General features: G+C 71.7%; 24 protein-coding genes. 18 read left to right on the top strand and 6 right to left on the bottom strand.

Annotated elements, in window-relative coordinates; all coding sequences use genetic code 11:
- Window positions 1–6: 6 nt before the first annotated feature.
- From AB0E07_RS17855 to AB0E07_RS17910, 12 genes are all read left to right on the top strand, one after another.
- Window positions 7–1011 (top strand): WYL domain-containing protein, encoded by a 1005-nt coding sequence (locus AB0E07_RS17855; protein ID WP_362252230.1) that lies wholly within the window; start codon window positions 7–9, stop codon window positions 1009–1011.
- A 76-nt stretch (window positions 1012–1087) separates the two neighbouring features.
- Window positions 1088–1372, top strand: a complete 285-nt coding sequence (locus AB0E07_RS17860) for a hypothetical protein (protein WP_362252233.1) — start codon at window positions 1088–1090, stop codon at window positions 1370–1372.
- Window positions 1373–1382: 10 nt separating this feature from the next.
- Window positions 1383–1577: a hypothetical protein gene (locus AB0E07_RS17865; protein WP_362252235.1), complete on the top strand. Its 195-nt coding sequence runs from the start codon at window positions 1383–1385 to the stop codon at window positions 1575–1577.
- Between the two features lie 260 nt (window positions 1578–1837).
- Window positions 1838–2119, top strand: coding sequence for a Sec-independent protein translocase subunit TatA (gene tatA / locus AB0E07_RS17870; RefSeq protein ID WP_362252239.1), 282 nt, complete (start codon window positions 1838–1840; stop codon window positions 2117–2119).
- Window positions 2120–2166: 47 nt separating this feature from the next.
- Window positions 2167–3114: a twin-arginine translocase subunit TatC gene (gene tatC, locus AB0E07_RS17875; protein ID WP_362252242.1), complete on the top strand. Its 948-nt coding sequence runs from the start codon at window positions 2167–2169 to the stop codon at window positions 3112–3114.
- Between the two features lie 31 nt (window positions 3115–3145).
- Complete coding sequence (locus AB0E07_RS17880; protein ID WP_362252245.1) at window positions 3146–4036, top strand: diacylglycerol kinase; 891 nt, start codon at window positions 3146–3148, stop codon at window positions 4034–4036.
- Window positions 4037–4076: 40 nt separating this feature from the next.
- Complete coding sequence (locus tag AB0E07_RS17885; RefSeq protein ID WP_362252248.1) at window positions 4077–6929, top strand: DEAD/DEAH box helicase; 2853 nt, start codon at window positions 4077–4079, stop codon at window positions 6927–6929.
- A 350-nt stretch (window positions 6930–7279) separates the two neighbouring features.
- Window positions 7280–8899 (top strand): ATP-binding protein, encoded by a 1620-nt coding sequence (locus AB0E07_RS17890; protein ID WP_362252251.1) that lies wholly within the window; start codon window positions 7280–7282, stop codon window positions 8897–8899.
- Window positions 8896–9303 carry a roadblock/LC7 domain-containing protein gene (locus tag AB0E07_RS17895; RefSeq protein WP_186283327.1) on the top strand — a complete coding sequence of 136 codons (408 nt, stop codon included), beginning with the start codon at window positions 8896–8898 and terminating at the stop codon, window positions 9301–9303. The genes AB0E07_RS17890 and AB0E07_RS17895 overlap by 4 nt, the downstream gene beginning before the upstream one ends.
- Window positions 9300–9695, top strand: coding sequence for a DUF742 domain-containing protein (locus AB0E07_RS17900; protein WP_362252254.1), 396 nt, complete (start codon window positions 9300–9302; stop codon window positions 9693–9695). The genes AB0E07_RS17895 and AB0E07_RS17900 overlap by 4 nt, the downstream gene beginning before the upstream one ends.
- On the top strand, window positions 9676–10296 hold the full coding sequence (locus AB0E07_RS17905) for an ATP/GTP-binding protein (protein WP_362252257.1): 621 nt from the start codon (window positions 9676–9678) through the stop codon (window positions 10294–10296). Before AB0E07_RS17900 ends, AB0E07_RS17905 begins: the two co-directional genes overlap by 20 nt.
- A 53-nt stretch (window positions 10297–10349) precedes the next feature.
- Window positions 10350–11825, top strand: coding sequence for a cytochrome P450 (locus AB0E07_RS17910; RefSeq protein WP_362252260.1), 1476 nt, complete (start codon window positions 10350–10352; stop codon window positions 11823–11825).
- A 33-nt stretch (window positions 11826–11858) separates the two neighbouring features.
- Here the strand turns inward: AB0E07_RS17910 and AB0E07_RS17915 are convergent, their stop codons facing one another.
- The 3 genes from AB0E07_RS17915 to AB0E07_RS17925 all read right to left on the bottom strand — a co-directional run bounded on the left by AB0E07_RS17915 (window position 11859) and on the right by AB0E07_RS17925 (window position 14794).
- Complete coding sequence (locus AB0E07_RS17915; RefSeq protein ID WP_362252263.1) at window positions 11859–12818, bottom strand: RluA family pseudouridine synthase; 960 nt, start codon at window positions 12816–12818, stop codon at window positions 11859–11861.
- A gap of 58 nt (window positions 12819–12876) precedes the next feature.
- A complete protein-coding gene (locus AB0E07_RS17920) occupies window positions 12877–13719 on the bottom strand; it encodes a siderophore-interacting protein (RefSeq protein ID WP_362252266.1) in 843 nt (280 codons plus the stop codon).
- A 145-nt stretch (window positions 13720–13864) separates the two neighbouring features.
- On the bottom strand, window positions 13865–14794 hold the full coding sequence (locus AB0E07_RS17925) for a 5'-3' exonuclease (protein WP_362252426.1): 930 nt from the start codon (window positions 14792–14794) through the stop codon (window positions 13865–13867).
- 207 nt (window positions 14795–15001) lie between these two features.
- On the opposite strand from AB0E07_RS17925, the gene AB0E07_RS17930 reads away from it, so the two are divergent.
- The 4 genes from AB0E07_RS17930 to AB0E07_RS17945 all read left to right on the top strand — a co-directional run bounded on the left by AB0E07_RS17930 (window position 15002) and on the right by AB0E07_RS17945 (window position 20329).
- Window positions 15002–16090 carry a glycine betaine/L-proline ABC transporter ATP-binding protein gene (locus tag AB0E07_RS17930; protein WP_362252269.1) on the top strand — a complete coding sequence of 363 codons (1089 nt, stop codon included), beginning with the start codon at window positions 15002–15004 and terminating at the stop codon, window positions 16088–16090.
- Entirely contained in the window at window positions 16083–18695 is a 2613-nt protein-coding gene (locus tag AB0E07_RS17935) for an ABC transporter permease/substrate binding protein (protein ID WP_362252272.1), read from the top strand. The genes AB0E07_RS17930 and AB0E07_RS17935 overlap by 8 nt, the downstream gene beginning before the upstream one ends.
- Window positions 18696–19040: 345 nt before the next feature.
- Complete coding sequence (locus AB0E07_RS17940) at window positions 19041–19610, top strand: helix-turn-helix domain-containing protein (protein WP_362252275.1); 570 nt, start codon at window positions 19041–19043, stop codon at window positions 19608–19610.
- Window positions 19610–20329, top strand: coding sequence for a helical backbone metal receptor (locus AB0E07_RS17945; protein WP_362252278.1), 720 nt, complete (start codon window positions 19610–19612; stop codon window positions 20327–20329). The genes AB0E07_RS17940 and AB0E07_RS17945 overlap by 1 nt, the downstream gene beginning before the upstream one ends.
- Here the strand turns inward: AB0E07_RS17945 and AB0E07_RS17950 are convergent.
- A complete protein-coding gene (locus AB0E07_RS17950) occupies window positions 20241–21383 on the bottom strand; it encodes a TDT family transporter (protein WP_362252281.1) in 1143 nt (380 codons plus the stop codon). The genes AB0E07_RS17945 and AB0E07_RS17950 overlap by 89 nt on opposite strands.
- Before the next feature lie 70 nt (window positions 21384–21453).
- Here AB0E07_RS17950 and AB0E07_RS17955 point away from each other — a divergent pair, with 70 nt between their 5' ends.
- Window positions 21454–22362, top strand: coding sequence for a LysR family transcriptional regulator (locus AB0E07_RS17955; protein WP_362252284.1), 909 nt, complete (start codon window positions 21454–21456; stop codon window positions 22360–22362).
- 15 nt (window positions 22363–22377) lie between these two features.
- On the opposite strand, the gene AB0E07_RS17960 is transcribed toward AB0E07_RS17955, so the two are convergent.
- Both AB0E07_RS17960 and AB0E07_RS17965 read right to left on the bottom strand, forming a co-directional pair.
- Window positions 22378–23076, bottom strand: a complete 699-nt coding sequence (locus tag AB0E07_RS17960; RefSeq protein ID WP_362252287.1) for a gamma-glutamyl-gamma-aminobutyrate hydrolase family protein — start codon at window positions 23074–23076, stop codon at window positions 22378–22380.
- Between the two features lie 49 nt (window positions 23077–23125).
- Entirely contained in the window at window positions 23126–23956 is an 831-nt protein-coding gene (locus tag AB0E07_RS17965) for an FCD domain-containing protein (protein ID WP_362252290.1), read from the bottom strand.
- Between the two features lie 85 nt (window positions 23957–24041).
- Here AB0E07_RS17965 and AB0E07_RS17970 point away from each other — a divergent pair, with 85 nt between their 5' ends.
- Window positions 24042–25400 carry a glutamine synthetase family protein gene (locus tag AB0E07_RS17970; RefSeq protein ID WP_362252293.1) on the top strand — a complete coding sequence of 453 codons (1359 nt, stop codon included), beginning with the start codon at window positions 24042–24044 and terminating at the stop codon, window positions 25398–25400.
- The last annotated feature ends 1 nt before the right edge of the window (window position 25401 follow it).

Consider the following 25401-nt stretch of genomic DNA (forward strand, 5'->3'; position numbering starts at 1 on the left):
AGGACTGTGGCAGGCAAACCGGTCAGGCCCGTGAACGCCATCGACCAGACCCGGCGGATGCTCTCGCTCGTGACCTATCTGCGGGAGCGTCCCGGTGCCCGGGTCGAGGACGTGGCGCGCGCCTTCGGCATCACCGAGGACGAGCTGGTCTCGGACCTCGACGTGCTGCCCATGTGCGGTACCAGCTTCCGCGGCGGTGATCTGCTGGACATCGACACCGACGGCGAGCGCATCTGGTGGCACAACCCGGACGACGTGGCCGAGCCGCTGCGGCTCGCCTCCGACGAGGCGACGGCCCTGCTGGTGGCCGCGCGCGCGGTGGCCACGCTGCCGGGGCTGCGCGAGGGCGACCGGCAGGCCCTGCTGCGGGCCACGGCCAAGGTGGAGACGGCGGCCGGTGAGGCGGCCGGGGCCAGCTCCCGGCTGTCGGTGACGTTCGAGTCCGAGGGCGGTGTCTTCGCCGACGTGGACCGGGCGATCTCCGAGCGCCGGCGGCTGTGGATCCGCTACTACTCGCCGGCCCGGGACGAGGTCACCGAGCGGGAGATCGACCCGATCCGCCTGGTCAGCGTGGGCCACACCTATGTGGAGGCGTGGTGCCGCCGCTCCGAGGCCCGGCGCACCTTCCGGCTCGACCGGGTCGCGGAGATCCGCATCCTCGACGAGCCGTCGGCGCCGCCGGAGATCGAGCTGCGGGATCTCTCGGAGGGGCTGGTGCAGCCCGCGGCCGAGGATCCCGAGGTGGTCGTCGAGGTCGGTCCGGGCGGGCGCTGGGTCGCGGAGTACTACCCGCACGACAGTGCGGATGAGCTTCCGGACGGCGGTCTGCGTATCACTCTGCGCACCCCGGAGCCGGCGTCGCTGCGGCGGCTGGCCCTCCGGCTCGGCCGGGACGGCCGGATCGTCGCGCCGTCGGAGCTGGCCGAGAGCGCCCGCCGGGCCGCCCGGGAGGCGCTGGCCGGGTACGACGGGGTCGAGGCGCAGGACGCCGTGGGCGGCGGCCGGGCTTGAGCCGGTGGGCCCGTGCGGCCCGCACCGGCGCCGGGTGCCTCGTGGGGGGAACGAGCTGTGACGAGGGGTGGATGGCTTGACGGATTCCGTGTTGACCGGGGTGTCGGTGGCGTCGGCGTTCGCCGGGATGAGAAGCGTGGTCCCCGTGATGTTCCGGGCGGGCTGCCCGGACTGCCGGGGCCGGTTCGAACTGGCGGCGAGCGCGCTGCGGCTGGCCATCGGAGCCTCCAGCCGCACCACCTTCTACTCGTTCACCTGCCCGGACTGCGGGGTGGCGGTGCGCAAGCCGGCCGGGGAGCGGATCGTGGAGCTGCTCACCGGCGGCGGGGTCCGTACGCTGCGGCTGCACTCGACCCTCTAGGCTCGGCGTCATGTTCTGGCCGATGTTCGCGGTAGCTGTGGGTTTCCTGGGTCTCATCGTTCTCGGTGTGCTCGCGGTGCGTGTCTTCCTGGAGGCGCAGCGTCTCGGCGCGCAGGTCGCGGAATCCGCGCGGCGCATCAACAGGGCGGCCGAGGATCTGGAGCGGGCGGCGATGAGCACGGCCCGCACTGTGGACTCCCTGTGAGTCCGGCTGAGAACCGGGTGTGAGTCCTGCGCCGGATGCGTTTTGGGCCACTTCGCCCTGTCAACCGGACGCATCGGGCAGGTACGCTGCTGGTCGCGGCCGGAAAACGAGGCCCGGACCGCGGACCGGGAGTATGCACGGGGATTGCCGGACGTTTACCCCTGAGCGTTACGATCGCTGTCAGCACGATCGTTCGGACAATTGTCCGACCGGTCGGACAGCAACCCACCCGCCCGCCTCGGTGAGAAGGTAAAAGACTTATGGGACGGCTCGGACCCACCGAGATCATTCTGATCCTCGTCGTCATCATCCTGCTGTTCGGTGCCAAGAAGCTTCCGGACATGGCCCGCTCGCTCGGCAAGTCGGCGCGCATCCTCAAGAGCGAGGCGAAGGCGATGAAGGAGGACGACAAGTCCACCGCGCCCGCCGACCCCCCGCACACCGCGGACGAGCAGCCCGCGCAGCGCATCATCCAGGCCGCCCCCGGTGACGTGACCAGCTCGCGCCCGGTCTCCGAGCCGACGGACACGACCAAGCGCTGACGCAGGGCCGGTGACCTCCGGCCCGCCGCACGAGATGGGAACGTGGGTTGCTGAAGTCTGCCCGTAAGCAGGAGAGGGACCCCGAGGGGCGGATGCCCCTCGCGGAACACCTTCGCGAGCTCCGCAACCGGCTCGCGAAGGCGATGCTGGCGATCGTCGTCGTCACGATCGTCGCCGCCTTCTTCTACATGGACATCATCAGCTTCTTCACCGAGCCGATCCTTGAGTCGGTCGGCTGTTCGAAGAGCTTCGAGCAACTGGCGAACGCCAGTACCGATGAGACGTGCGCGCAGATCACCATCAACGGTCTGCTCACCCCCTTCACGCTCGCGCTCAAGGTGTCGCTGATGGCAGGCGTGGTCCTGGCCTCGCCGATCTGGCTGTACCAGCTCTGGGCCTTCGTCGCCCCGGGCCTGCACAAGCACGAGCGGAAGTACGCCTACGGCTTCGTCGCCACCGGCTTCCCGCTCTTCCTCATGGGCGCCTTCTTCGCGTACAAGGTGCTGCCCGCCACCGCGAAGGTGCTGATCGAGTTCACCCCGTTCGGTGTGGACAACCTGTTGCCGCTGGACGACCTGCTCGATCTCGTCACCCGCATGGTGATCGTCTTCGGTCTCTCCTTCGAGCTGCCGCTGCTGCTGGTCATGCTGAACTTCAGCGGGGCCATCACCGGCAAGCGGATGCTCGGCTGGTGGCGCGGCATGATCATGGGCATCACGGTGTTCGCGGCGGTCGCCACCCCCAGCACCGACCCGCTGACGATGATGGCGCTGGCCGGTCCCATCTGGATCCTGTACTTCCTCGCCGTCGCGGTCTCGCTGACCAACGACCGGCGCAGGCGCCGCCGCGAGGCGATGGGCCCCTCCGACGACGAGGCCTCCGACCTGGACCTCACCCCCGAGGCGATCGGCGAGGTCGAGCCCGTCTCCGCCGGCCGGACGCTGCCCGAGCAGGCGTCCTCGGAGCGGATCAACGGTTATGACGACGTGACCTGAGGATCGACGCCCGGCTCATAGGGTCTCTTCCGTGAGCAGCGAGATCACTCTCTTCGTCAACCCCACCGCGGGCCGCGGCCGGGGCGCCGCAGCGGCGCAGCCGGCCGCTTCCGCGTTGCGGGCCGCCGGTTTCACCGTGCGTACCGTCATCGGCGTGGACGCCGCGGACGCCCTGACCCGGGCGCGGGACGCCGTCGCCGACGGCACCGGGGCCCTGGTCGCCGTGGGCGGGGACGGCATGGCCAACCTCGCGCTCCAGGCCGTCGCGGGCACCCGCACCCCGCTCGGCCTGGTCGCCGTCGGCACCGGCAACGACTTCGCCCGCGCGCTGGGCCTGCCCGTACGGGAGCCGGCCGCCGCGGGCCGGCTGATCGCCGACGCGCTCAAGGGCGCCCGGGTCCGCGACATCGACCTCGGGCAGGTCGGCGACCACTGGTTCGGGACCGTCCTCGCCTCCGGCTTCGACTCCCGGGTCAACGACCGCGGCAACCGGATGCGGTGGCCCGCGGGCCGGCTCAAGTACGACCTGGCGATGCTCGCCGAGCTGGCCGCCTTCCGGCCCTTCCCCTACCGGATCACCCTCGACGGCGGGGAGGTCCGCGAGGTCGAGGCCACGCTGGTCGCCGTCGGCAACGGATCCTCCTACGGCGGCGGGATGCGGATCTGTCCCGGGGCCGACCTCACCGACGGGCTGTTCGACCTGACCATCGTCGGGGACTGCTCCCGGGCCACCCTGCTCAGGGTCTTCCCGAGCGTCTACCGGGGCCGGCACGTCAGCCACCCCAAGGTCACCGTGGTCCGCGCCGCCGAGGTCGAACTGGCCGCCGAGAACATCACCGGGTACGCGGACGGCGAGCCCATCGGGCCGCTGCCGCTGACCGCGCGCTGCGTCCCCGGGGCGCTCCGGCTCGTAGGGCCGTGAGCTGCACGGATCCGGGGTTTACGGAACCCGGATCCGGATAATGATCGTCCTGTTGTCAGTGGGGCCCGGTACGCTCGAAAGCACGATGACAGAGGACCTCTCACCGGCCGAGCGGTACGCGGCTGCCCGCCTCAGGGCTGCCGAGCAGGCCACCGCGCTCGCCTCCTTCCGCGAGATGTACGACTTCGGTCTCGACCCCTTCCAGATCGAGGCCTGCAAGGCACTCGAAGCGGGCAAGGGCGTGCTGGTGGCCGCCCCCACCGGCTCCGGCAAGACGATCGTGGGCGAGTTCGCCGTCCACCTCGCGCTGAGTCAGGGCAAGAAGTGCTTCTACACCACGCCCATCAAGGCGCTGTCGAACCAGAAGTACGCCGACCTGTCCCGCCGTTACGGCGCGGACAAGGTCGGCCTGCTCACCGGTGACAACAGCGTCAACTCCGACGCTCCCGTGGTCGTGATGACCACCGAGGTGCTGCGGAACATGCTGTACGCCGGCTCGCAGACCCTCATCGGCCTCGGCCATGTGGTCATGGACGAGGTGCACTACCTCTCCGACCGCTTCCGCGGGGCCGTGTGGGAGGAGGTGATCATCCACCTCCCCGAGTCGGTGACCCTGGTGTCGCTGTCGGCCACCGTGTCCAACGCCGAGGAGTTCGGCGACTGGCTGGACACCGTGCGCGGCGACACCGAGGTGATCGTCTCCGAGCACCGGCCCGTGCCGCTGTTCCAGCACGTGCTGGCCGGGCGCCGGATGTACGACCTGTTCGAGGAGGGCGAGGGCCACAAGAAGGCCGTCAACCCCGATCTGACGCGGCTGGCCCGTATGGAGGCGACCCGGCCGTCCTACCAGGACCGCAGGCGGGGCCGCGCGATGCGCGAGGCCGACCGCGAGCGGGAACGCCGGCAGCGCTCCCGGGTGTGGACGCCCGGCCGGCCCGAGGTCATCGAACGGCTCGACGCCGAGGGCCTGCTGCCCGCCATCACCTTCATCTTCAGCCGCGCCGCCTGCGAGGCCGCCGTGCAGCAGTGCCTGTACGCCGGACTGCGGCTCAACGACGACGAGGCGCGGCACAGGGTGCGGGCCCTGGTCGAGGAGCGCACCGCCTCGATCCCGACCGAGGACCTGCACGTCCTCGGGTACTACGAGTGGCTGGAGGGCCTGGAGCGGGGCATCGCAGCCCATCACGCGGGCATGCTGCCGACCTTCAAGGAGGTCGTCGAGGAACTGTTCGTGCGCGGGCTGGTGAAGGCGGTCTTCGCCACCGAGACGCTCGCGCTCGGCATCAACATGCCCGCCCGTTCGGTGGTGCTGGAGAAGCTCGTCAAGTGGAACGGCGAGCAGCACGCCGACATCACGCCCGGCGAGTACACCCAGCTGACCGGGCGCGCGGGGCGCCGCGGCATCGATGTCGAGGGCCACGCCGTGGTGCTCTGGCAGCGCGGGATGAGCCCCGAGCACCTCGCCGGACTCGCCGGCACCCGCACGTATCCGCTGCGCTCCAGCTTCAAGCCGTCGTACAACATGGCGGTCAACCTCGTCGAGCAGTTCGGGCGGCATCGCTCGCGCGAGCTGCTGGAGACGTCGTTCGCGCAGTTCCAGGCCGACAAGTCGGTCGTCGGGATCTCCCGGCAGGTGCAGCGCAACGAGGAGGGGCTGGACGGCTACAAGGCCTCCATGACCTGCCACCTCGGCGACTTCGACGCGTACGCGCGGCTGCGCCGCGAGCTGAAGGACCGCGAGACCGAACTGGCCCGGCAGGGCGCCAACCAGCGGCGCGCCGAGGCCGCGGTGGCGCTGGAGAAGCTCAAGCCGGGCGACGTCATCCATGTGCCGACCGGCAAGTACGCGGGGCTCGCCCTGGTGCTGGACCCGGGGCTGCCCGCCGGGCGGTCCAACGGCCACCGCGGGTTCGAGCAGCACGACGGCCCGCGGCCGCTGGTGCTCACCGCCGAGCGGCAGGTCAAGCGGCTGGCGTCGATGGACTTCCCGGTGCCGGTCGAGGCGCTGGAGCGGATGCGGATCCCGAAGTCCTTCAACCCGCGTTCCCCGCAGTCCCGTCGGGATCTCGCCTCCGCGCTGCGCACCAAGGCCGGGCACATCCCGCCGGAGCGGGCGCGCAAGAAGCGGTCGCAGGCCGCCGACGACCGGGAGATCGCACGGCTGCGCACCGCCATCCGCGCGCACCCCTGCCACGGCTGCGACGAGCGGGAGGACCACGCCCGCTGGGCCGAGCGCTACCACCGGCTGCTGCGGGACACCTCCCAGCTGGAGCGGCGCATCGAGGGGCGCACCAACACCATCGCCCGGACCTTCGACCGGATCGTGGCCCTGCTGACCGAATTGGACTACCTGCGCGGCGACGAGGTCACCGAGAACGGCCGGCGGCTCGCCCGGCTCTACGGCGAACTCGACCTGCTGGCCAGCGAATGCCTGCGGGCGGGCGTCTGGGAGGGCCTGGACCCCGCCGAACTCGCCGCGTGCGTCTCGGCGTTGGTGTACGAGTCGCGGGCCGGGGACGACGCGGCGGCGCCCAAGGTCCCGTCCGGGAAGGCCAAGGCCGCGCTGAGTGAGACGGTCCGGATCTGGGGGCGCCTCGACGCCCTGGAGGAGGACTTCCGGATCAGTCAGACCGAGGGCGTCGGACAGCGGGAGCCCGATCTGGGCTTCGCCTGGGCCGCGTACATGTGGGCCGGCGGCAAGGGCCTGGACGAGGTGCTGCGCGAGGCGGAGATGCCGGCCGGTGACTTCGTCCGCTGGTGCAAGCAGGTCATCGACGTGCTGGGGCAGATCTCCGCGGCGGCGCCCGGTGAGGGGTCGACGGTGGCGAAGGCCGCGCGCAAGGCCGTGGACCAGTTGCTGCGAGGGGTCGTGGCCTACTCGTCCGTGGGCTGAGACGGCATCGCCGTACGAAGGGGCGGTCTCCCGGGAGGGGAGGCCGCCCCTTCGTGGTTTCCTCACTCGTCACGGTGAGTGTTCTCGCACCGGCGTACGCCGTCACGCGCCGTGTGCGAACGCATCCCCAGCGTGTAAATGGAGCCGAGGGTACTCCTGCTCCCGGGGTGATTTCAGGCGGTTGCTGAATATGACACAGCGATGATCCGCTCGGACTAAGCTCGCCCGCAGCGCACCGAGTTGAGGCGTATTCGTGCGCTTGTTCCATATCTTCCGAAGATCCCGAACGTAACGTGACGTCCCCCCTGCACGCCCCCCGACTCCCAGCCGATTCCTTTCAGAGGGCCCACATGGTGAGTGTTCAACCCCCTCCCGCCTCTCCGCCCCGGCGCCGTGAACTCCCCTACGCGCGCGTGCTGTTGCCGCCCGCGATACTGATGGCCGCGGTGACCGGAGCCGCCGCAGCCCTGGTGACCGGGCCGGCCCGGGCGGCCGTCGGCTGGTGCGGTGCCGTCGCCACCGTGCTGGTCATCGCCACGGCCACCGAAGTCGTGCGCCGGGGGCGCGCCCTGCGGGCCGCCACCGAGAAGCACGCCCGTGACACCGCGTATCTGGAACGGCGCGTGGCCGTCCACCAGGACGAGATGGACCGGCTGGCGCACCAGGTCGTGCCCGTCGCCATCGACTACATGCACCGCGGGAATTCCCCCGCGGAGGTGATCCGTCATCTGGGTGAACTGAACCCCGCCTACCGCGAGCTGTCCGCCGCGCACCTGAACCTGGTCCACCGCGTGCTGGAGATCATCGACGACGAGGAGGCGCTGCGGGACTCCGCCCAGAGCTCCTTCGTCAACATCGCCCGCCGCGTCCAGGCGATCGTGCACCAGCAGAACAAGGAACTGCTGGAGATGGAGGAGGACCACGGCCGCAACCCGGAGGTCTTCGACGACCTGCTGCGCATCGACCACGGCACCGCGCTGATCGGCCGCCTCGCCGACTCCATCTCCGTGCTGGGCGGCGGCCGCCCCGGCCGCCAGTGGCCCGAACCCGTGGCCCTCTACAGCGTGTTGCGCGGCGCCATGTCCCGCATCCTGGAGTACCGGCGGATCTCGCTGGACAACATCGCGAAGGTCAACATCCGGGGCATCTCCGTCGAGCCGGTCATCCACGCGGCCGCCGAACTCCTCGACAACGCCACCCGCTACTCGCCCCCGCAGACCAAGGTCCACGTCACCGCCACCGAGGTGCAGACCGGTGTGGCCATCGAGATCGAGGACGCCGGCGTCAGCCTCAGCGAGGAGGCACGCGCCAAGGTCGAGGGCATGCTGGAGGCGGCCAAGGCCGGTATCGACCTCCAGGAACTAGGCGACACCCCCCGCCTCGGCCTCGCCGTCGTGGGCCGCCTGTGCAAGGCCTTCGACATGCAGGTGTCACTGCGCAGTTCCGCCTACGGCGGGGTGCGCGCCGTCCTCGTCATCCCGCGCGAGATGATCACCAGCGACCCCGCGCCCGGCTACGCCCACGGCATCGGGATCGGCGCCGGTGCCGCCCCCAAGCCCGAACTCGGCGCCCTTGAGGGCCCCAAGCGCAAGCCCAAGACGCGCCGCCCCACCAACCCGCGCATTCCCGCCGGACTCTCCCTGGAGGACGACGTCCCGGTCGTCACCGAGTGGACCGCGGGCGGCCTGCCGCAGCGCCGCAGCCGGGTCAAGACGCCGCTGAGCGAGCGGATCGCCCAGCAGGCGAAGATCGAGCGCGAGGACCAGGAACGCGTCGCCCGCGGCGAGGAGCCCCTGTGGGGCACGGTCAAGGCCGACCCGGAGCCGCAGCCGGAGGACGACACCCCGCCCGGTCTGTGGGTGGAGGCCTTCTGGGAGGGCCTCAAGCGCGACCCCGATCCCAGCGCGTTCCGCCAGCCGACCAACGAACCGGCCCACGCCCCGGCCGACGACGAGGGGGACCTCAAGTGATCCAGCAGCGAGCCAACTTCGACTGGATGCTCAAGGATCTGGCCGACGGCGTACCCGGCATCGAGATGATCGTGGTGCTCTCCGCCGACGGACTGCGCATCGCCCGGCACGGCGGTGACCCCGACGCCGCCGACCGGGTCGCCGCGGCCTGCGCGGGCCTGCAGAGCCTCGCGAGCGCCGTCGCGCACGAGATCCCGGACAGCGACGGCAAGATGAAGCTGGTCATCATCGAGATCAACCGCGGCTACTTCTATCTGATGGCCGCCGGTCCCAACGCCTACCTCGCGGTCCTCTCCGACACGTTCGCCGAGCCCGGACTGATGAGCAACCGCATGCGGGACCTCGTCGACCGGATCGGACCGCATCTGACCAGTCCGCCCAGGCGCAACGGCCAGACCGTATGACTCCTCCGCAACGCCAGAGGCGCCACCCCGAGCCGCCGCCGGTCCCGCGGCAGCCCAAGGAGGGCGAACGCCGCAACCCCGAGCGGATGTTCGTGGTCGGCGGCGGGGGCGCGCTCCGTGCCGACCTCGACCTCGTCACCTTAATCGTGGCGCGCGCCGAACCCCCGCCTTCCGCCACGCCGGAGCAGTCGGCGCTGCTCCGGCTCTGCACGGCCCCCCTGTCGGTGGCCGAGCTGTCCGCCTATCTCGACCTTCCGTTCAGTGTGGTGACCGTCGTGCTCACCGAGATGCTGGCGGACGAACTGGTAGAGGCGCACAAGCCGCTCGTGCGGCAGTCGGTCGCCGACCGTTCCCTCCTCGAAGCGGTGATGCATGGACTTCAAAAACTCTGACACCGTCCCGGGGCCACGGGCCGAGGACCGGCTGCCGCAGACCGCCCAGGCCGCGGTGAAGATCGTGATCGTGGGCGGTTTCGGCGTCGGGAAGACCACCATGGTCGGCTCGGTCAGCGAGATCAGACCGCTGACCACCGAGGAGACGATGACGCAGGCCGGGATCGGCGTCGACGACAACTTCGGTTCCGACACCAAGACGGCCACCACCGTCGCCATGGACTTCGGCCGGATCAGCATCACCGAGAAGCTGGTGCTCTACCTCTTCGGCACCCCGGGCCAGGAACGCTTCTGGTTCCTGTGGAACGGCCTCTTCGAGGGCGCGCTCGGCGCGGTCGTGCTGATCGACACCCGCCGCCTGGAGGTCAGCTTCGACGTCATAGGGCGCCTGGAGGAACGCGGGGTGCCCTTCGTGGTGGCCGTCAACTCCTTCCCGGACGCGCCCCGTTACCCGGTCGAGGAGATCCGGCAGGCCCTCGACCTGTCGCCGGAGATCCCCATCGTGGAGTGCGACGCCCGCCGCCGTGCCTCCAGCCGGGACACCCTCATGACGCTGATGCGCTTCCTGCACTCGCTCGCCATGACGGGCGCCCTCACCTGACGACCTGTCCGACCCGCACTCCCCAGCCAACGGACCCCTTCCGGAGCGAGAACGTGACGCCTGAATCCCCTTCCACGACCGGCACGGACGACCCGCGCTCCGGTCCACCGCCCGGCTGCCCCGCGCACAACCTCGGGCCCGGCGGACTGCGCCGGCTCTACGGCCCCGGCTCGGAGGACCTGGACGACCTGTACGAGGAACTGCGCGAGGAGCACGGGCCGGTGGCCCCGGTGCTGCTCCACGACGACGTACCGATGTGGGTGGTCCTCGGGCACGCCGAGAACCTGCACATGGTCCGCACCCCCTCGCAGTACTGCCGGGACAGCCGCATCTGGAACCCGCTGCTGGAGGGCATGGTCAAGCCCGACCACCCGCTGATGCCGCACATCGCCTGGGAGCCGATCTGCTCCTACGCCGAGGGCGACGAGCACCTCAGGCTGCGCGGCGCGGTCACCGGCGCCATGTCCACCATCGACCACCGCGGCATCCGCCGGTACATCAACCGCTCCACCCAGCGCCTGGTCAACCAGTTCTGCGAGCAGGGGCGCGCCGACCTGGTCGGCCAGTTCGCCGAGCACCTGCCGATGGCCGTGCTCTGCGAGATCCTCGGCATGCCCGAGGAGTACAGCGACCGGCTGGTGCAGGCCACCCGGGACATGCTGCGCGGCACCGAGACCGCGATCGCCAGCCACGCCTTCGTGATGGGAGCGCTCCAGCGGCTGACCGAGCGCCGCCGGGCGGAACCGGCCGCGGACTTCGCCAGTCAGCTGATGAGCCACCCGGCCCGGCTCACCGACGACGAGGTCACCAAGCACCTGTGGGTCGTCCTGATGGCGGCCTACGAGGCGACCGCCAACCTGATCGCCAACGTGCTGCGGATGGTCCTGACCGACCCCGGCTTCCGCGCCCGGCTCAACGGCGGGCAGATGACGGTGCCGGAGGCGGTCGAGCAGTCCCTCTGGGACGAGCCGCCGTTCAGCACGGTCTTCGCCTACTACGCCAAGCAGGACACGGAGCTTGGCGGGCAGCGCATCCGCAAGGGCGACGGCCTGCTGTTCGGTATCGCGCCGGGCAACATCGACCCGCGGGTCCGTCCCGACCTGTCCGCCCATATGCAGGGCAACCGGTCCCACCTCGCCTTCGGCGGCGGCCCGCACGAGTGCCCCGGGCAGGACATCGCCCGTGGCATCGCCGACGTCGGCGTGGACGCGCTGCTGATGCGGCTGCCGGACATCAGACTCGACTGCGACGAGGACGAGCTGAGCTGGCGTCAGTCGATCTCCTCGCGGCACCTGGTGGAGCTCCCGGTCCGCTTCGAGCCCAAGCCGCAGCAGGACGTGATGGCGAAGCCGGGGCTCAACCAGATGCCGCAGCCCCGCCCGGCCTGGCAGGTCGGCACGGCGGCCCGCACCCAGCCACAGCCGCCGCCCGAGCCGGCGCCCGTCGCTCCCCAGCCGGCGGCGGCACCCGGGCCGCCCCGCGGGGAGAGCGCCTGGCGTCGCCTGGTCCGCTGGTGGCGCGGCTACTAGGGCGTGTTTCGAAAGTCCCGCCTGCCCCGCAGGTCAGACCGGACCCGGGTCGTTCCAGGTGTCGTACGAGGTCCAGGCGGCGAGCACCCGTCCGCTGGCGAACCGGTGCTCCACCCCCGTGACCGGGTCGGTGAACTCCAGTGTCCGCGCGAGCAGTTGGAGCGGACGCCGGAAGTCACCGGCCGGTACGGGGTCGGCCACCACGGGGTAGAGCGGATCGCCGAGGATCGGCACCCCGAGGGCGTTCATGTGCACCCTGAGCTGGTGGGTCTGCCCGGTGGCGGGCAGCAGGCGGTAGTGGTCGAGTCCGTCCGCCCGCTGTTCGGTCCGCTCGACCCGGGTGACGGCGTTCGGCTCGCCCGCCACCTCCCGGGCGGCGAGCTGCCCGCGTTCCTTGACGATCCTGCTGCGGACGGTGGTGGGCAGCCGCAGCGAGGGGGAGTGGGGCGCGACGGCCTCGTACTCCTTGTGGACCCGCCGGTCGCGGAAGAGGGTCTGGTAGGCGCCGCGCTCCTCGGGCCGTACGACGAACAGCACCAGCCCGGCGGTGAGCCGGTCGAGCCGGTGCGCGGCGCCGAGCGCGGGCAGCCCGAGTTCGTGGCGGAGCCGGGCGAGGGCGGTCTGCCGGACATGGCTGCCGCGCGGGGTGGTGGCGAGGAAGTGCGGTTTGTCGGCCACGACGATGTGCTCGTCGCGGTGAACGACGTCCAGGGCGAACGGCACCAGGACCTCCTCCGCGAGGTCCCGGTGGAACCAGACGAACATCCCCGGCACGTAGACCGCGTCGGGTGCGAGCGGGCGTCCGTCGGCCCCGACGAAGAGCCCCTCGTCGAACATCCGGTCCACGACGCCGTCGCCGGCGCCCGCCAGCCGCTCGACGAGGTGTCCCCGCACGGTCTGCCACGGCCCGTCGCCGGGCAGTCGCACCCGCACCGGGTCGACCCCGTCGCGCTGGGGGAGCGGGGAGGGCGGGGGAGGGGTCCTGCGTCTCATCACGATCAAGGGTACGGCGGGGCGGGTGCGCCCCGGCCGGCGTGCCCGAGGGCCTCGCTCAGGCCGCGGGCGTGCCCTCCTGCTCCGCCTCGATGCGGGCGTTCCACTCGCGCTTGGAGGCCTGCCAGCCGTCCTCGTTGTGGCCGAGGCGCCAGTAGCCGGAGATCGAGAGGTCCTCGCGGGGGATGTCGCGCTCCACGCGCAGCAGGCGGCGGAGGTCCTTCACGAAGGTCGCCTCGCCGTGGATGAAAGCGTGCATCCGGCCCTCGGGGAAGGTCAGACCGCGGACCGCCTCGGTGAGCGCCGCGCCCACCGGCCGGTCACCGCGGTGCAGCCAGATCACCTCCACGTCGGAGTCGATCTTCTGCTCCTCCTCGGGTCCCGCGACCTCCACGAAGGCCAGGGCCAGGCTGCCGTCCGGGAGGGCTTCCAGGGACCGGGCGATGGCGGGCAGGGCGCTCTCGTCGCCGACGAGCAGGTGCCAGTCGGCGGTGGCGTCGGGGGCGTAGGCGCCGCCGGGGCCCATGAACCGCACGACGTCACCCGGCCGGGCGCGCAGCGCCCAGGGGCCGGCGAGGCCCTCGTCCCCGTGGACGACGAAGTCCAGGGTCATCTCCAGGTGCTCGGGGTCCCAGGCGCGGATGGTGTACGTCCGGGTCACCGGCCACTGCTCGCGCGGGAACTCCTCGCGGATCCGCTCCAGGTCGAAGGGCTCGGGGTAGGTGACGCCCTCCGGGCCGAAGAGGAGCTTCACGTAGTGGTCCGTGCAGGTGTCCGCGGAGATGGCGGCCAGGCCCTCCCCGCCGATCACCACCCGCTGCATGTGCGGGGTCAGCCGTTCGGTCCGTACGACCTGCGCGGTGTGGGGCCTGCGCGGCTTGCGGGCAGGGCGTTCTGCCATGACGGCCTCCCTCGAAATAAGCTTAGGTTTACCTAAGTTAGCACCTTCGCCCGGGGTTGACCCCTGCGGCAAAGCGTGTGAAGGAGAATTTAAGGGACGAATTCCCGGTCCGCCGAACCTCATTCACTCCATGGGGAACGTTCCTTCACGCGGTCAGCGTCGTCAGCAGCCGTTGCAACGATCCCCCGAGCCCCCAGCGCTCCGCCAGTCCCTGGAGCGCAACCGGATCATGCGCGGCGCGTGGCACCGCGGTGTCCACCTCCGGCAGCGGTACGTCACCCGCGACCCGGACGACCGTCGGCGCCACCGACAGATACGGCCGGGACTCGTCCAGCCGCTTGCGCTGGGTCGGCGTCAGCCTCGCCTTCGGGTCGTCCACCGCCGCGACGATCCCGGCCAGGTCGCCGAACTCGGCGAGCAGCTTGGCCGCCGTCTTCTCCCCGATGCCCGGCACCCCTGGCAGACCGTCGCTCGGGTCGCCGCGCAGCAGCGCCAGATCCGCGTACCCGCGCCCGTCCACGCCGTACTTCTCGCGCAGCCACGCCTCGTCGGTGAGCTGGAGCGTGCCCACTCCCTTGAGCGGGTACAGCACCCGCACTCCCCGCGCGTCGTCCACCAGCTGGTACAGGTCGCGGTCACCGGTGACGATGTCCACGGGGCCCTTCGCCCGCGCGGTGAACGTGCCGATCACGTCGTCCGCCTCGTACCCCTCCACGCCCACCCGCGCGATGCCGAGCGCGTCGAGGACCGCCTCGATGACCGGCACCTGCGGTGACAGCGTGTCCGGCACGACCTCCTCGTCCGGACCCGCCGCACGCTCCTCGGCGACCCGGTGCGCCTTGTAGGAGGGGATCAGGTCCACCCGCCACTGCGGCCGCCAGTCGGCGTCCATACAGGCCACCAGGTGGTCCGGACGGTGGTCCTTCACCAGGCGGTCGATGAACTCCAGCAGCCCCCGCACGGCGTTCACCGGGGTGCCGTCCGGGGCCTTCACGGAGTCCGGCACGCCGAAGTAGGCGCGGAAGTAGAGCGAAGCGGTGTCGAGGAGCATCAGTCGTCCGGTCACGCCACGCATCATGCCGTACGCCACTGACAGCACGCCGTGGGCGCAACGGGTTGCGTCAGGCGCGTCCCCTGTGGGCCGCCCCACTTGTGCGTTTGTGCCGGAGGGACGGGGGCAGGCGCCGCGCCGGAGCGATGCCGCCGCGTGCGCCGCGTCGCTCCCTCTCATTGAGGCCACTTGCTCTTTGAGGTCCATTGCCGTCGAAGCGAGAAGGTACACGTGTCAGCGAGACTGGAGGCCGAACATCTCTACAAGGTGTTCGGCAGGCGACAGGACGAGGCGGTGGAGCGGCTCCGCGGTGGTGCCGACCGGGAGGAGCTGCGCGCCGACGGCACGACCGCCGCCGTGGTCGACGCCTCCTTCACCGTGGAACCGGGCCAGATCTTCGTCGTCATGGGCCTGTCCGGCTCGGGCAAGTCCACGCTGCTGCGCATGCTCAACGGTCTGCTGGAGCCGACCGCGGGGCACGTCCGTTTCGACGGCCAGGACCTGACCTCGCTGAGCGCCCGGGACCTCCGTGAGGTCCGCGCCCGGAAGATCAGCATGGTCTTCCAGCACTTCGCGCTCTTCCCGCACCGCAGCGTCGTGGAGAACGCGGCCTACGGCCTGGAGGTCCAGGGCGTCGCCAAGGCCGAACGTCTCCGGCGGGCCGCCGAGGCCCTGGAGCTGTGCGGACTGAAGGGCTGGGAGAAGTCCTGGCCCGACGAGCTGTCCGGCGGCATGCAGCAGCGCGTCGGCCTCGCCCGCGCGCTCGCCACCGACGCCGACCTGCTGCTCATGGACGAGTCCTTCAGCGCGCTGGACCCGCTGATCCGCCGTGACATGCAGGACCAGCTCCTCGAACTGCAGACGAAGCTGAAGAAGACGATCGTCTTCATCACCCACGACCTCAACGAGGCCATGCGCCTGGGCGACCGCATCGCCGTCATGCGCGACGGCCGCATCGTCCAGATCGGCACCGCCGAGGACATCCTGGTGCGCCCCGCCGACGACTACGTCGCCTCCTTCACCCAGGACGTCGACCGCTCCCGGGTGCTGACCGCGTCCTCCGTCATGGACCGCGCGGTCCGCGGCGACGAGGCCGACTGCGCCTGCGCCACCGCCACGCCCGACACCCCCTTCCACGACCTGTGCGCGCTCAGCGCCCGGCTCTCCCACCCCGTCGCGGTGCTGGACGGGAAGAAGAAGCTGGTCGGCGTCGTACCGCGGCAGCGGCTCGTCGGCTTCCTCGGCGACGAGAGCTCCGAACCGGAGCCCTGTCCCGCCCCGCGCGACAAGGGCGGAGAGAAGGTGACCGCCCGTGCCTAGGATCGAGTTCGGCCAGTGGGTCAACGACGGGGTCGAATGGCTCACCACCCACATGGGCTGGCTGTTCGACTTCTTCGAGCAGATCTTCCGCGGCGCCTACGACGGCGTCGACGCCGTCCTCCAGGCCCCCGAGCCGCTGCTGCTCGCCGGGATCTTCGCGCTGGTCGCGTTCTGGCTGCGGGGCACCCTCGGCGGCGTCCTGACCTTCGCCGGCTTCGCCTTCGTGATCTCCCTCGACCTGTGGGAGGACGCGATGGTGACCCTGTCGCTGGTCCTCGTCGCCACGGTCGTCGCGCTGGTCATATCGGTGCCGCTCGGCATCTGGGCGGCCCGCTCCAGCCGGGTCAGCGCCGTCGTCAGGCCCGCCCTGGACCTGATGCAGACGCTCCCGGCGATGGTCTACCTGATCCCGGCGATCCTCTTCTTCGGCAGCGGTGCCGCCGCCGGCATCGTCGCCACCCTCGTCTTCGCGCTCGCCCCGGGCGTCCGCATGACCGAACTGGGCATCCGCCAGGTCGACGAGGAACTCGTCGAGGCCGCCGAGGCGTTCGGCACCACCCCGCGCGACACCCTGTTCCGGGTCCAGCTGCCCCTGGCCCTGCCCACCGTCATGGCCGGCGTCAACCAGGTCATCATGCTCGGTCTGTCCATGGCGGCCATCGCCGGCATGGTCGGCACCGGCGGCCTCGGCGGCGACGTCAACGAGGCGATCGGCCAGCTCAACATCGGCCTCGGCGCCGAGGCGGGCATCGCCATCGTGATCCTCGCGATCTACCTGGACCGGATGACCGGCGCCCTGGGCACCCAGGTCTCCCCGCTCGGCCGCCGGGCCGCCGCCCGGGCGCGCGCCGCCCAGGGCCTGAAGATCTGGTCCTACCGCCCGCGCGCCTCGGTCGCCGTGGTCGGCGTCGTCGTGCTCGCGCTGGTCGCCGGCGGCATGGGCGTCTTCGGCGGCGGAGGCAAGGCCGCGCCCGTCGCCGACGCAAAGAACGTCGGCCAGGGCAAGAAGATCAGCATCGGCTACATCCCCTGGGACGAGGGCGTCGCCTCCACCTTCCTGTGGAAGGAGATCCTGGAGCAGCGCGGTTACGAGGTCGAGGCCAAGCAGTTCGACGCGGGCCCCCTCTACACCTCCCTCGCCGAGGGCGACATCGACTTCCAGACCGACTCCTGGCTGCCCGTCACCCACGAGCAGTACTGGAAGAAGTACGGCTCGAAGCTGGAGGACCTCGGCTCCTGGTACGGGCCGACCTCCCTCGAACTGAGCGTGCCCGCCTACATGAAGGGCATCGACTCGCTGGAGGACCTCAAGGGCAAGGCCGGTCAGTTCGACGGCAAGATCACCGGCATCGAGTCCAGCGCCGGAATGATGAGCCTGCTCAAGACCAAGGTCCTCAAGGAGTACGGCCTGGACCAGGAGTTCAAGGTCGTCGACAGCTCCACCCCGGCCATGCTGGCCGAGCTGAAGCGGGCGTACGACAAGAAGGAACCGATTGTCACCACGCTCTGGTCCCCGCACTGGGCGTACAGCGACTACAAGCTGAAGAAGCTCAAGGACCCCAAGGGCGCCTGGGGCGAGGGCGACGGCGTGCACAGCCTGGCCCGCAAGGGCTTCACCGCGGAGAACCCGGTCGTCGGCCAGTGGCTGAAGGACTTCCGGCTCACCGAGGACCAGCTCACCTCCCTGGAGTCGGAGATCGTCAAGGCCGGCAAGGGCAAGCAGCAGGACGCCGTGCGCGCCTGGCTGGAGGACCAGCCCGGTCTCGTCGACGAGCTCGCCCCGGTCAAGGACAGCGGGACGCCGGCCGAGGCGAAGCGTCCGCTGGACGTGGCCTGGTTCCCCTGGGACGAGGACATCGCGGTCACCTACCTGTGGAAGAACGTCCTGGAGCGGCGCGGCTACCGGCTGAACCTCAAGCAGATGGACGTCGGCCCGGTCTACACCGGCCTTGCCTCCGGTGACCTCGACCTCAACTTCGACGCCTGGCTGCCGTACGCGCAGAAGAACTACTGGGACAAGAGCAAGGACGAGCTCCACGACCTGGGGACCTGGTACGAACCGACCTCGCTGGAGCTCGCCGTGCCGTCCTACGTCAAGGGCGTGGACTCGCTGGAGGACCTCAAGGGCAAGGCGGACACGTTCGACGGGAGGATCGTCGGGATCGAGCCCGGGACCGGGGAGATGAACCTCCTGAAGTCCAAGGTGCTGCCCGGCTACGGCCTGGACGACGAGTACGAGGTCGTCGACGGCTCCACCCCCGCGATGCTCGCCGAACTCAAGCGCGCCTACGCCAAGAAGGAACCGATCGCGGTGGTGCTGTGGTCGCCGCACTGGGCGTACAGCGAGTACGAGCTGACCAAGCTGAAGGACCCGCAGAAGTTCTTCGGCGAGGGCAACACGATCCGGACGATCTCCAACAAGGAGTTCCCCGAGCGGTATCCGCAGCTCACGAAGTGGATCAAGGACTTCAGGATGAGCGAGGACGAGCTGGGCACCCTCGAACAGGAGATCAAGGACCGCGGCCAGGGCCACGAGGAGGAGGCCGTCGCCGCCTGGCTCGACGAGCACCCCGGGATGGTGGAACGGATGACTCCGGCCGCCTAGCGGCTCGCGGGCCCACGTTCCGGCGGGCGTCCGGTGCACCTGGCGGGTGCCGGACGCCCGCCTTCTCGTGGTGCGCGAAATCCGGCCAACCGGGGCGAGGCGGCCGCACCCGCCGACCCGATCAGGCAGTCTTCCATCAGCGGACGGTCCCACAGCGGGGCGAACACCCCCGGAACCGTCCGGTCCGGGGCCCGGTGGTGGCGCGAACCGTGAGACAGGACCGCTCACTGTGTGTCGTCGATGTGACGGGCGCATGAAACTGTTTGCCGAACATGCGTAGGGTGCAGAGAACTCTTCGGAGAACCCGCACCGCGACGACGACGAGCGAGGGAGGGAGCCGGAGCCATGGGCGACCACAAGGAACAGCCCCTGCGCGTGGGCGCGGCCGTACGGCGGCGCCGCCGTGCACTGGACCTCACCCTCGCCGTGGTGGCCGAGCGCAGCGGTCTGTCGGTGCCCTTCCTGAGCCAGGTGGAGAACGATCGCGCCCGCCCCAGCAGAAGCTCGCTGGAGAAGCTGGCCGACGCCCTGCGCACCACCGCGGTGGAACTCCTCGCGGCGGCCGACCCGGCGTGCAGCGTCGACGTGGTCCGCGCCGAGCCCGGTGACCCGGCGCCGGGACCGCCGCGGGTGCGCTCCCTGGTCCGTGGCCACCACCAGATGCACGCCTCGGAGTTCACCGGGGACCACGAGGCGGGCCGCGAGATCCAGTACCGCAACGACCAGCTGATGTACGTCGCCGAGGGCGCCGTGGAGATCGAGGCGGAGGGGCGCGCCTACCGGCTCGGCCGGGGCGACACCCTGTACCTCACCGGCGGTGTCCGGCACCGCTGGCGGGCCACGGTGCCCGACACCCGGGTCGTCGTCGTGGCCGTCGCCGAGCACATCGAGGCCGTCGAGGACCGGCCCCGCTGATGCGGGTCGTCTCCCTGGTGCCGTCCCTGACGGAGGCCGTGGCCGTCTCCGCCCCCGGCGTGCTGGTCGGCGTCACCGACTGGTGCACGCATCCGGCCGGCCTCGACGCGGCCCGGATCGGCGGCACCAAGAACCCGAGCACCGAGCGGATCCTCGCCCTCGCCCCCGACCTGGTGATCGCCAACGAGGAGGAGAACCGCGCCCCCGACCTCGACGCGCTGCGGGCGGCGGGCGCCGAGGTGCTGGTCACCGAGATCCGCACGCTGCCGCAGGCCCTGAGCGAGCTGGAGCGGGTGCTCGCGGCCTGCGGGGCCGATCCCCGCCCCGGCTGGCTGGAGGAGGCGGAGCGGGCCTGGGCGGCGCTGCCCGTCCCGGACCGCCGCGGCACCGCCGTGGTGCCCGTCTGGCGGCGCCCCTGGATGGTGCTCGGCCGCGACACCTTCGCCGGTGACCTGCTGGCCCGCCTCGGAGTGGACCACGTCCACGCCACGCACCCCGAGCGCTACCCCCGCGTCCCCCTGGAGGAGCTGCGGGCGGTCGCGCCCGACCTGGTCGTCCTCCCCGACGAGCCGTACCGCTTCACCGCCGAGGACGGCCCGGACGCCTTCCCCGGACTGCCCTGCGCGCTGGTCAGCGGACGGCACCTGACGTGGTACGGACCGTCACTGGCCGAGGCGCCGGGGGTGCTGGGCGCGGCGCTCGCAGCAGCGCTCCGCTGACCACCCCGCGCACGGTGTGCGCCCCGGCGGTCAGCCAGGCGGCCACCAGCAGCGCGTACAGGCCCACGGCGAGCCCGTCGTAGACCAGGAGCCCGGTGTGCCGGGCGAGCGCCTCGGCGCCGGTGACGCAGGTGCCGACCGGGAAGGTGAACGCCCACCAGGTCATCGCGAACCGCATGCCCGCCCGCCGGGCCCGGACCACGTGCGCGGTGGCGAAGGCCAGCCACAGCAGCGCGAAGCCCATCACGGGCACGCCGTAGAGCACGGCCAGCATGTCGAAGCCCTCGGCGTAGGGGGCCGGTACGACGCCGGGCGCGTACGCGGCGAAATTGCCGACGGCGGTGGTGGACTGGCCGAGCGGGCCCAGCACCAGGAACAGGGTCGGGGTCAGCGCGAGCGGCAGCGGTCCGCCGGTGACCAGCCGGGCGAAGACGAGGGGCAGCATCAGCAGCGTCGCGAACAGGCTCAGGCCGAACAGCGCGACGCAGGCGAGCAGCAGCGTCTCGCGCGCCTGTCCGGGCGGCAGGTGCGGGACCAGCAGCGGACCCAGGGCGGCGGACACCATGGGGGCGACGAGCGGCAGCAGCCACACCGGCGTGGCCTGTCCCGGCTCCACCCGGTGGCGCACGGCCATCAGGTACGGGACGGCGACGGCGGCCACGAGTCCGATCACCGTGCCCGTGCCGAACAGCACCAGGTCGAGCGCGACCGCCGCCCCGGTGCCGATCCAGTCCCGGCCGACCGTGACGGCGCCGCCGCCGACGGCCAGCAGGGCCATGGACAGACAGCCGTAGAAGGGGGCCGTCGCCGGGTCCAGCAGATGGGCGCGGGCCTGGTCCCGGTGGTACCTCCAGTGCAGGGCGCGGGCGGCGAGGAGGCCGGTCAGCAGCAGCAGGGACAGGGCCCAGACCGAGGTGAGCGCGGTGCGGGGGACCGGCACGGGGAGCGCGGCGCCGGCGGTGGCGACGACGGCGGTGCCCATGACGGAGGCGTACCAGTTCGGCCCGAGGTGACGGACGGCCGGTACGCGCGAGGGGTGGGCGGCGGTGACCATGGTTCCACGGTCGCGCCGGTCCGGGGCGGCCACCAGGGACCATGGCCCTATGAGGACATAAGCTGGACTTATGAGTAGTGCGGTGACCTCCCAGCTGGCCCATCGCGTTCCGGACCTCGGCGCGCTGGAACTGCTGCTCGCGGTGGCGCGGCTCGGCAGTCTCGGCGGGGCGGCGCGCGAACTGGGGATCACCCAGCCCGCCGCCAGCAGCCGGATCCGGTCCATGGAGCGGCAGCTCGGGGTGGCGCTGGTGGACCGGTCGCCGCGGGGCTCGCGGCTGACGGACGCCGGGGCGCTGGTGACGGACTGGGCGCGGCGGATCGTGGAGGCGGCCGAGGCCTTCGACGTGGGCGCGCAGGCGCTGCGGGACCGGCGGGACTCGCGGCTGCGGGTGGCGGCGAGCATGACGATCGCCGAGTACCTGCTGCCGGGCTGGCTGCTGGCGCTGCGCGCGGGCCGCCCGGACACCGCCGTGTCGCTGCTCGCGGGCAACTCCGCGTCGGTGGCCGAACGGCTCCTGGCGGACGAGGCGGACCTCGGTTTCGTGGAGGGGCTCACCCTTCCCACGGGCCTGGACTCGGTGGTGATCGCCCACGACCGGCTGATCGTGGTGACGGCACCCGGCCACGCCTGGGCCCGGCGCCGGCGCCCGCTGACGGCCGGGGAACTTGCGGTGACGCCGCTGATCCTCCGGGAGAAGGGCTCGGGCACCCGGCAGGTCCTGGACACCGCGCTCGGCGGACTGGCCCGGCCGCTGATCGAACTCTCCTCCACCACCGCGGTGAAGGCCGCCGCGGTCAGCGGCGCGGGTCCCGCCGTACTGAGCGAACTGGCCGTCCGCGAGGAGCTGTCCCTGCGCCGCCTGGTGAGCATCCCCCTGGCGGACGTCTCCCTGGCCCGGGACCTGAAGGCGGTGTGGCCGGCCGGACACCGCCCGGTCGGCCCGGCCCGGGATCTGCTGCACCTGACGCGGGGCTGAGCCGCCCGCGCGGCGTCACGTCCCGGCGCCGCGGCTCGCCTCCACCAGGGCCCGCATCACCCGTACGTCCTCGCCCATCTCCGGGTGCCACTGCACACCGAGGACCCAGTGGTCGGCGGAGGGCAGTTCGAGGGCCTCGACCGTGCCGTCCTCCGCGTACGCCGTCGGGACGAGTCCCGCCCCGAGCCGGTCCACCGCCTGGTGGTGGTACGTGGGCACCGAGGTCTCCTCCGGGGCGATACCGGCGTACAGGCTGCCCGGGACCGGTTTGACCGGGTGGCGGCCGAAGACGCCGACGACCTCCGCGTGGCCCTCCAGATGCTGTACGAGCGTGCCTCCGAGGGCGACGTTCAGCAGCTGCATGCCCCGGCAGACCCCGAGCAGCGGGATCCGCGCGTCGAGCGCCGCCCCGATCAGGGCCAGTTCCCAGGTGTCCCGGGCCCGCGCGGGGGGCCCGGTGCGGGGGTGCCGCTCTGCGCCGTAGCGCACCGGCTCCACATCGGGCCCGCCCGCGATCACCAGCCCGTCCAGCCGGGCCACCGCGGCCGCCGCGTGCTCCGGCGCGTCCGGCGGCAGCAGGGCCGCGAGCCCGCCCGCGCGCTGCACCAGTCGCGGATAGCCGGCCGGCAGCAGGACCGCCTCCAGCTCCCACACGCCCCAGCGCGTCCCGGCCTCCAGATAGGTGCTGACCCCGATCAGCGGTCTGTCCGGCATGCTCCGCCCTTTCAATGGACCGCGACTGAACCTTTTCCGTGTCCCCGGCTCAGGCCAGGAATCCCCTGAGCAGCGCGGCCGTTCCCGCGCAGTGCTCCCGCATGATCTCCCGCGCGCCGTCCGCGTCCCCGTCCAGCACCGCCTCCACCAGCGCCGTGTGCTGCCGCTGCGAGTGCTCCAGATTGCGGACCAGCAGGGGGATGCAGTCCAGGAGTTCGTTGACCGAGGCCCGCACCGCCGCGTACCGCGCGGCGAGGCTCGGCGACCCGCACAGCTCGGCGAGGGTGAGGTGCAGGAGGGTGTCGCGGCGCCGGTAGTCGCCGAGCGGCGCGTCCCGGGTCGCGGCCAGCGCCTTGCGCAGCCGCCGTTCCCGCTCCGGCGTCAGACCGTGCGCCGCGCACAGGCCGACCGCGCCGACCTCCAGCACCTCCCGGAAGCGCAGCACGTCCTCGATGTCCACCGCGGCGATCCGGCGGCGCAGTTCGTTCTCGCCGCCGGCGTCCGCGCGCGGCAGCACGAAGGTTCCGCCGTAGCGGCCCCGCCGGGACTCCACCAGCCCCTGGTCCTGGAGCACCTTCAGTACCTCGCGCAGGGTCACCCGGCTGATCCCGAGCCGCTCGGCGAGATCCCGCTCGGCGGGCAGCCGTTCGCCGCCGGGCACCAGGCCGAGCCGGACCACCTGGAGGATCTGCTCCAGCGCCTCCTCGAAGCCGTTGCCCGCGCGCACCGGCCGCAGCACCGGGGTGAGCCGGTCCTCCGGACCCGGAGCGGCGTCCCCTTCCGGACCCGGAGCGGCGTCCCCTTCCGGACCCGGAGCGGCGTCCCCTTCCGGACCCGGAGCGGCGTCCCCCTCCGGTCCCGGATCAGCGTCCACCGACATCCCGCCGTGCCCCCTTCCCAAGCAATGGTTCTCGGCAATACCTTATGGCTTCCGGCTGAACGAAGAGGCCCTAGGAGGCTTTCCCGTGGCAGACCGCACACCGCCGCTCGGCGTCGAGGAGCTGCACGCCCTCGTCGCGAGCGGCGAGATCGACACTGTCGTCCTGGCCTTCCCGGACATGCAAGGGCGGCTCCAGGGCAAGCGGTTCGCCGCCCGCTTCTTCCTCGACGAGGTCCTGGACCACGGCACCGAGGGCTGCAACTACCTGCTCGCCGTCGACACCGAGATGAACACCGTCGACGGCTACGCCATGTCCTCCTGGGACCGCGGTTACGGCGACTTCGCGATGCGCCCGGACCTGTCCACCCTGCGCCGCGTCCCCTGGAACGCCGGCACCGCCCTCGTCCTCGCCGACCTCGCCTGGGAGGACGGCTCCCCGGTGGCCGCGGCCCCCCGCCAGATCCTGCGCCGCCAGCTGGAGCGCCTCGCCGAACTCGGGCTCACCGCCCAGGTGGGCACCGAGCTGGAGTTCATCGTCTTCAAGGACACCTACGAACAGGCCTGGAACGCGAACTACCGCGACCTGACCCCGGCCAACCAGTACAACATCGACTACTCCGTCCTCGGCACCGGCCGCATCGAGCCCCTGCTGCGCCGCATCCGCAACGAGATGGCCGGCGCGGGCCTGACCGTGGAGTCCGCCAAGGGCGAGTGCAACCCCGGCCAGCACGAGATCGCCTTCCGCTACGCCGAGGCCCTCGTCACCTGCGACCAGCATGCCGTGTACAAGACCGGCGCCAAGGAGATCGCGGCCCAGGAGGGCGTCTCCCTCACCTTCATGGCCAAGTACAACGAGCGCGAGGGCAACTCCTGCCACATCCACCTCTCCCTCGCCGACGCGGACGGCGGCAACGCGATGGCCGCGCCCGGCGGGATGTCCGAGGTGATGCGGCACTTCCTCGCCGGCCAGCTCGCCGCGCTGCGCGACTTCTCCCTGCTGTACGCGCCCAACATCAACTCCTACAAGCGGTTCCAGCCCGGCTCCTTCGCGCCCACCGCCGTCGCCTGGGGCCACGACAACCGCACCTGCGCCCTGCGGGTCGTCGGCCACGGCCGCTCGCTGCGCTTCGAGAACCGCCTCCCCGGCGGCGACGTCAACCCGTATCTGGCCGTCGCGGGCCTGGTCGCCGCCGGCCTGTACGGCGTGGAGCAGCGGCTGGAACTGCCCGAGCCCTGCCCCGGCAACGCCTACGCCGCCGAGTACGAACACGTCCCGACCACCCTGCGCGAGGCCGCCGAGCTGTGGGAGAACAGCCCCGTCGCCAAGGCCGCCTTCGGCGACGAGGTCGTCGCGCACTACCGGAACATGGCCCGCGTCGAGATCGACGCCTATGACGCCGCCGTCACCGACTGGGAGCTCCGCCGCTCCTTCGAACGCCTGTGAG

The organism is Streptomyces sp. NPDC048002 (assembly GCF_040653275.1).
Classification (GTDB): Bacteria; Actinomycetota; Actinomycetes; order Streptomycetales; family Streptomycetaceae; genus Streptomyces.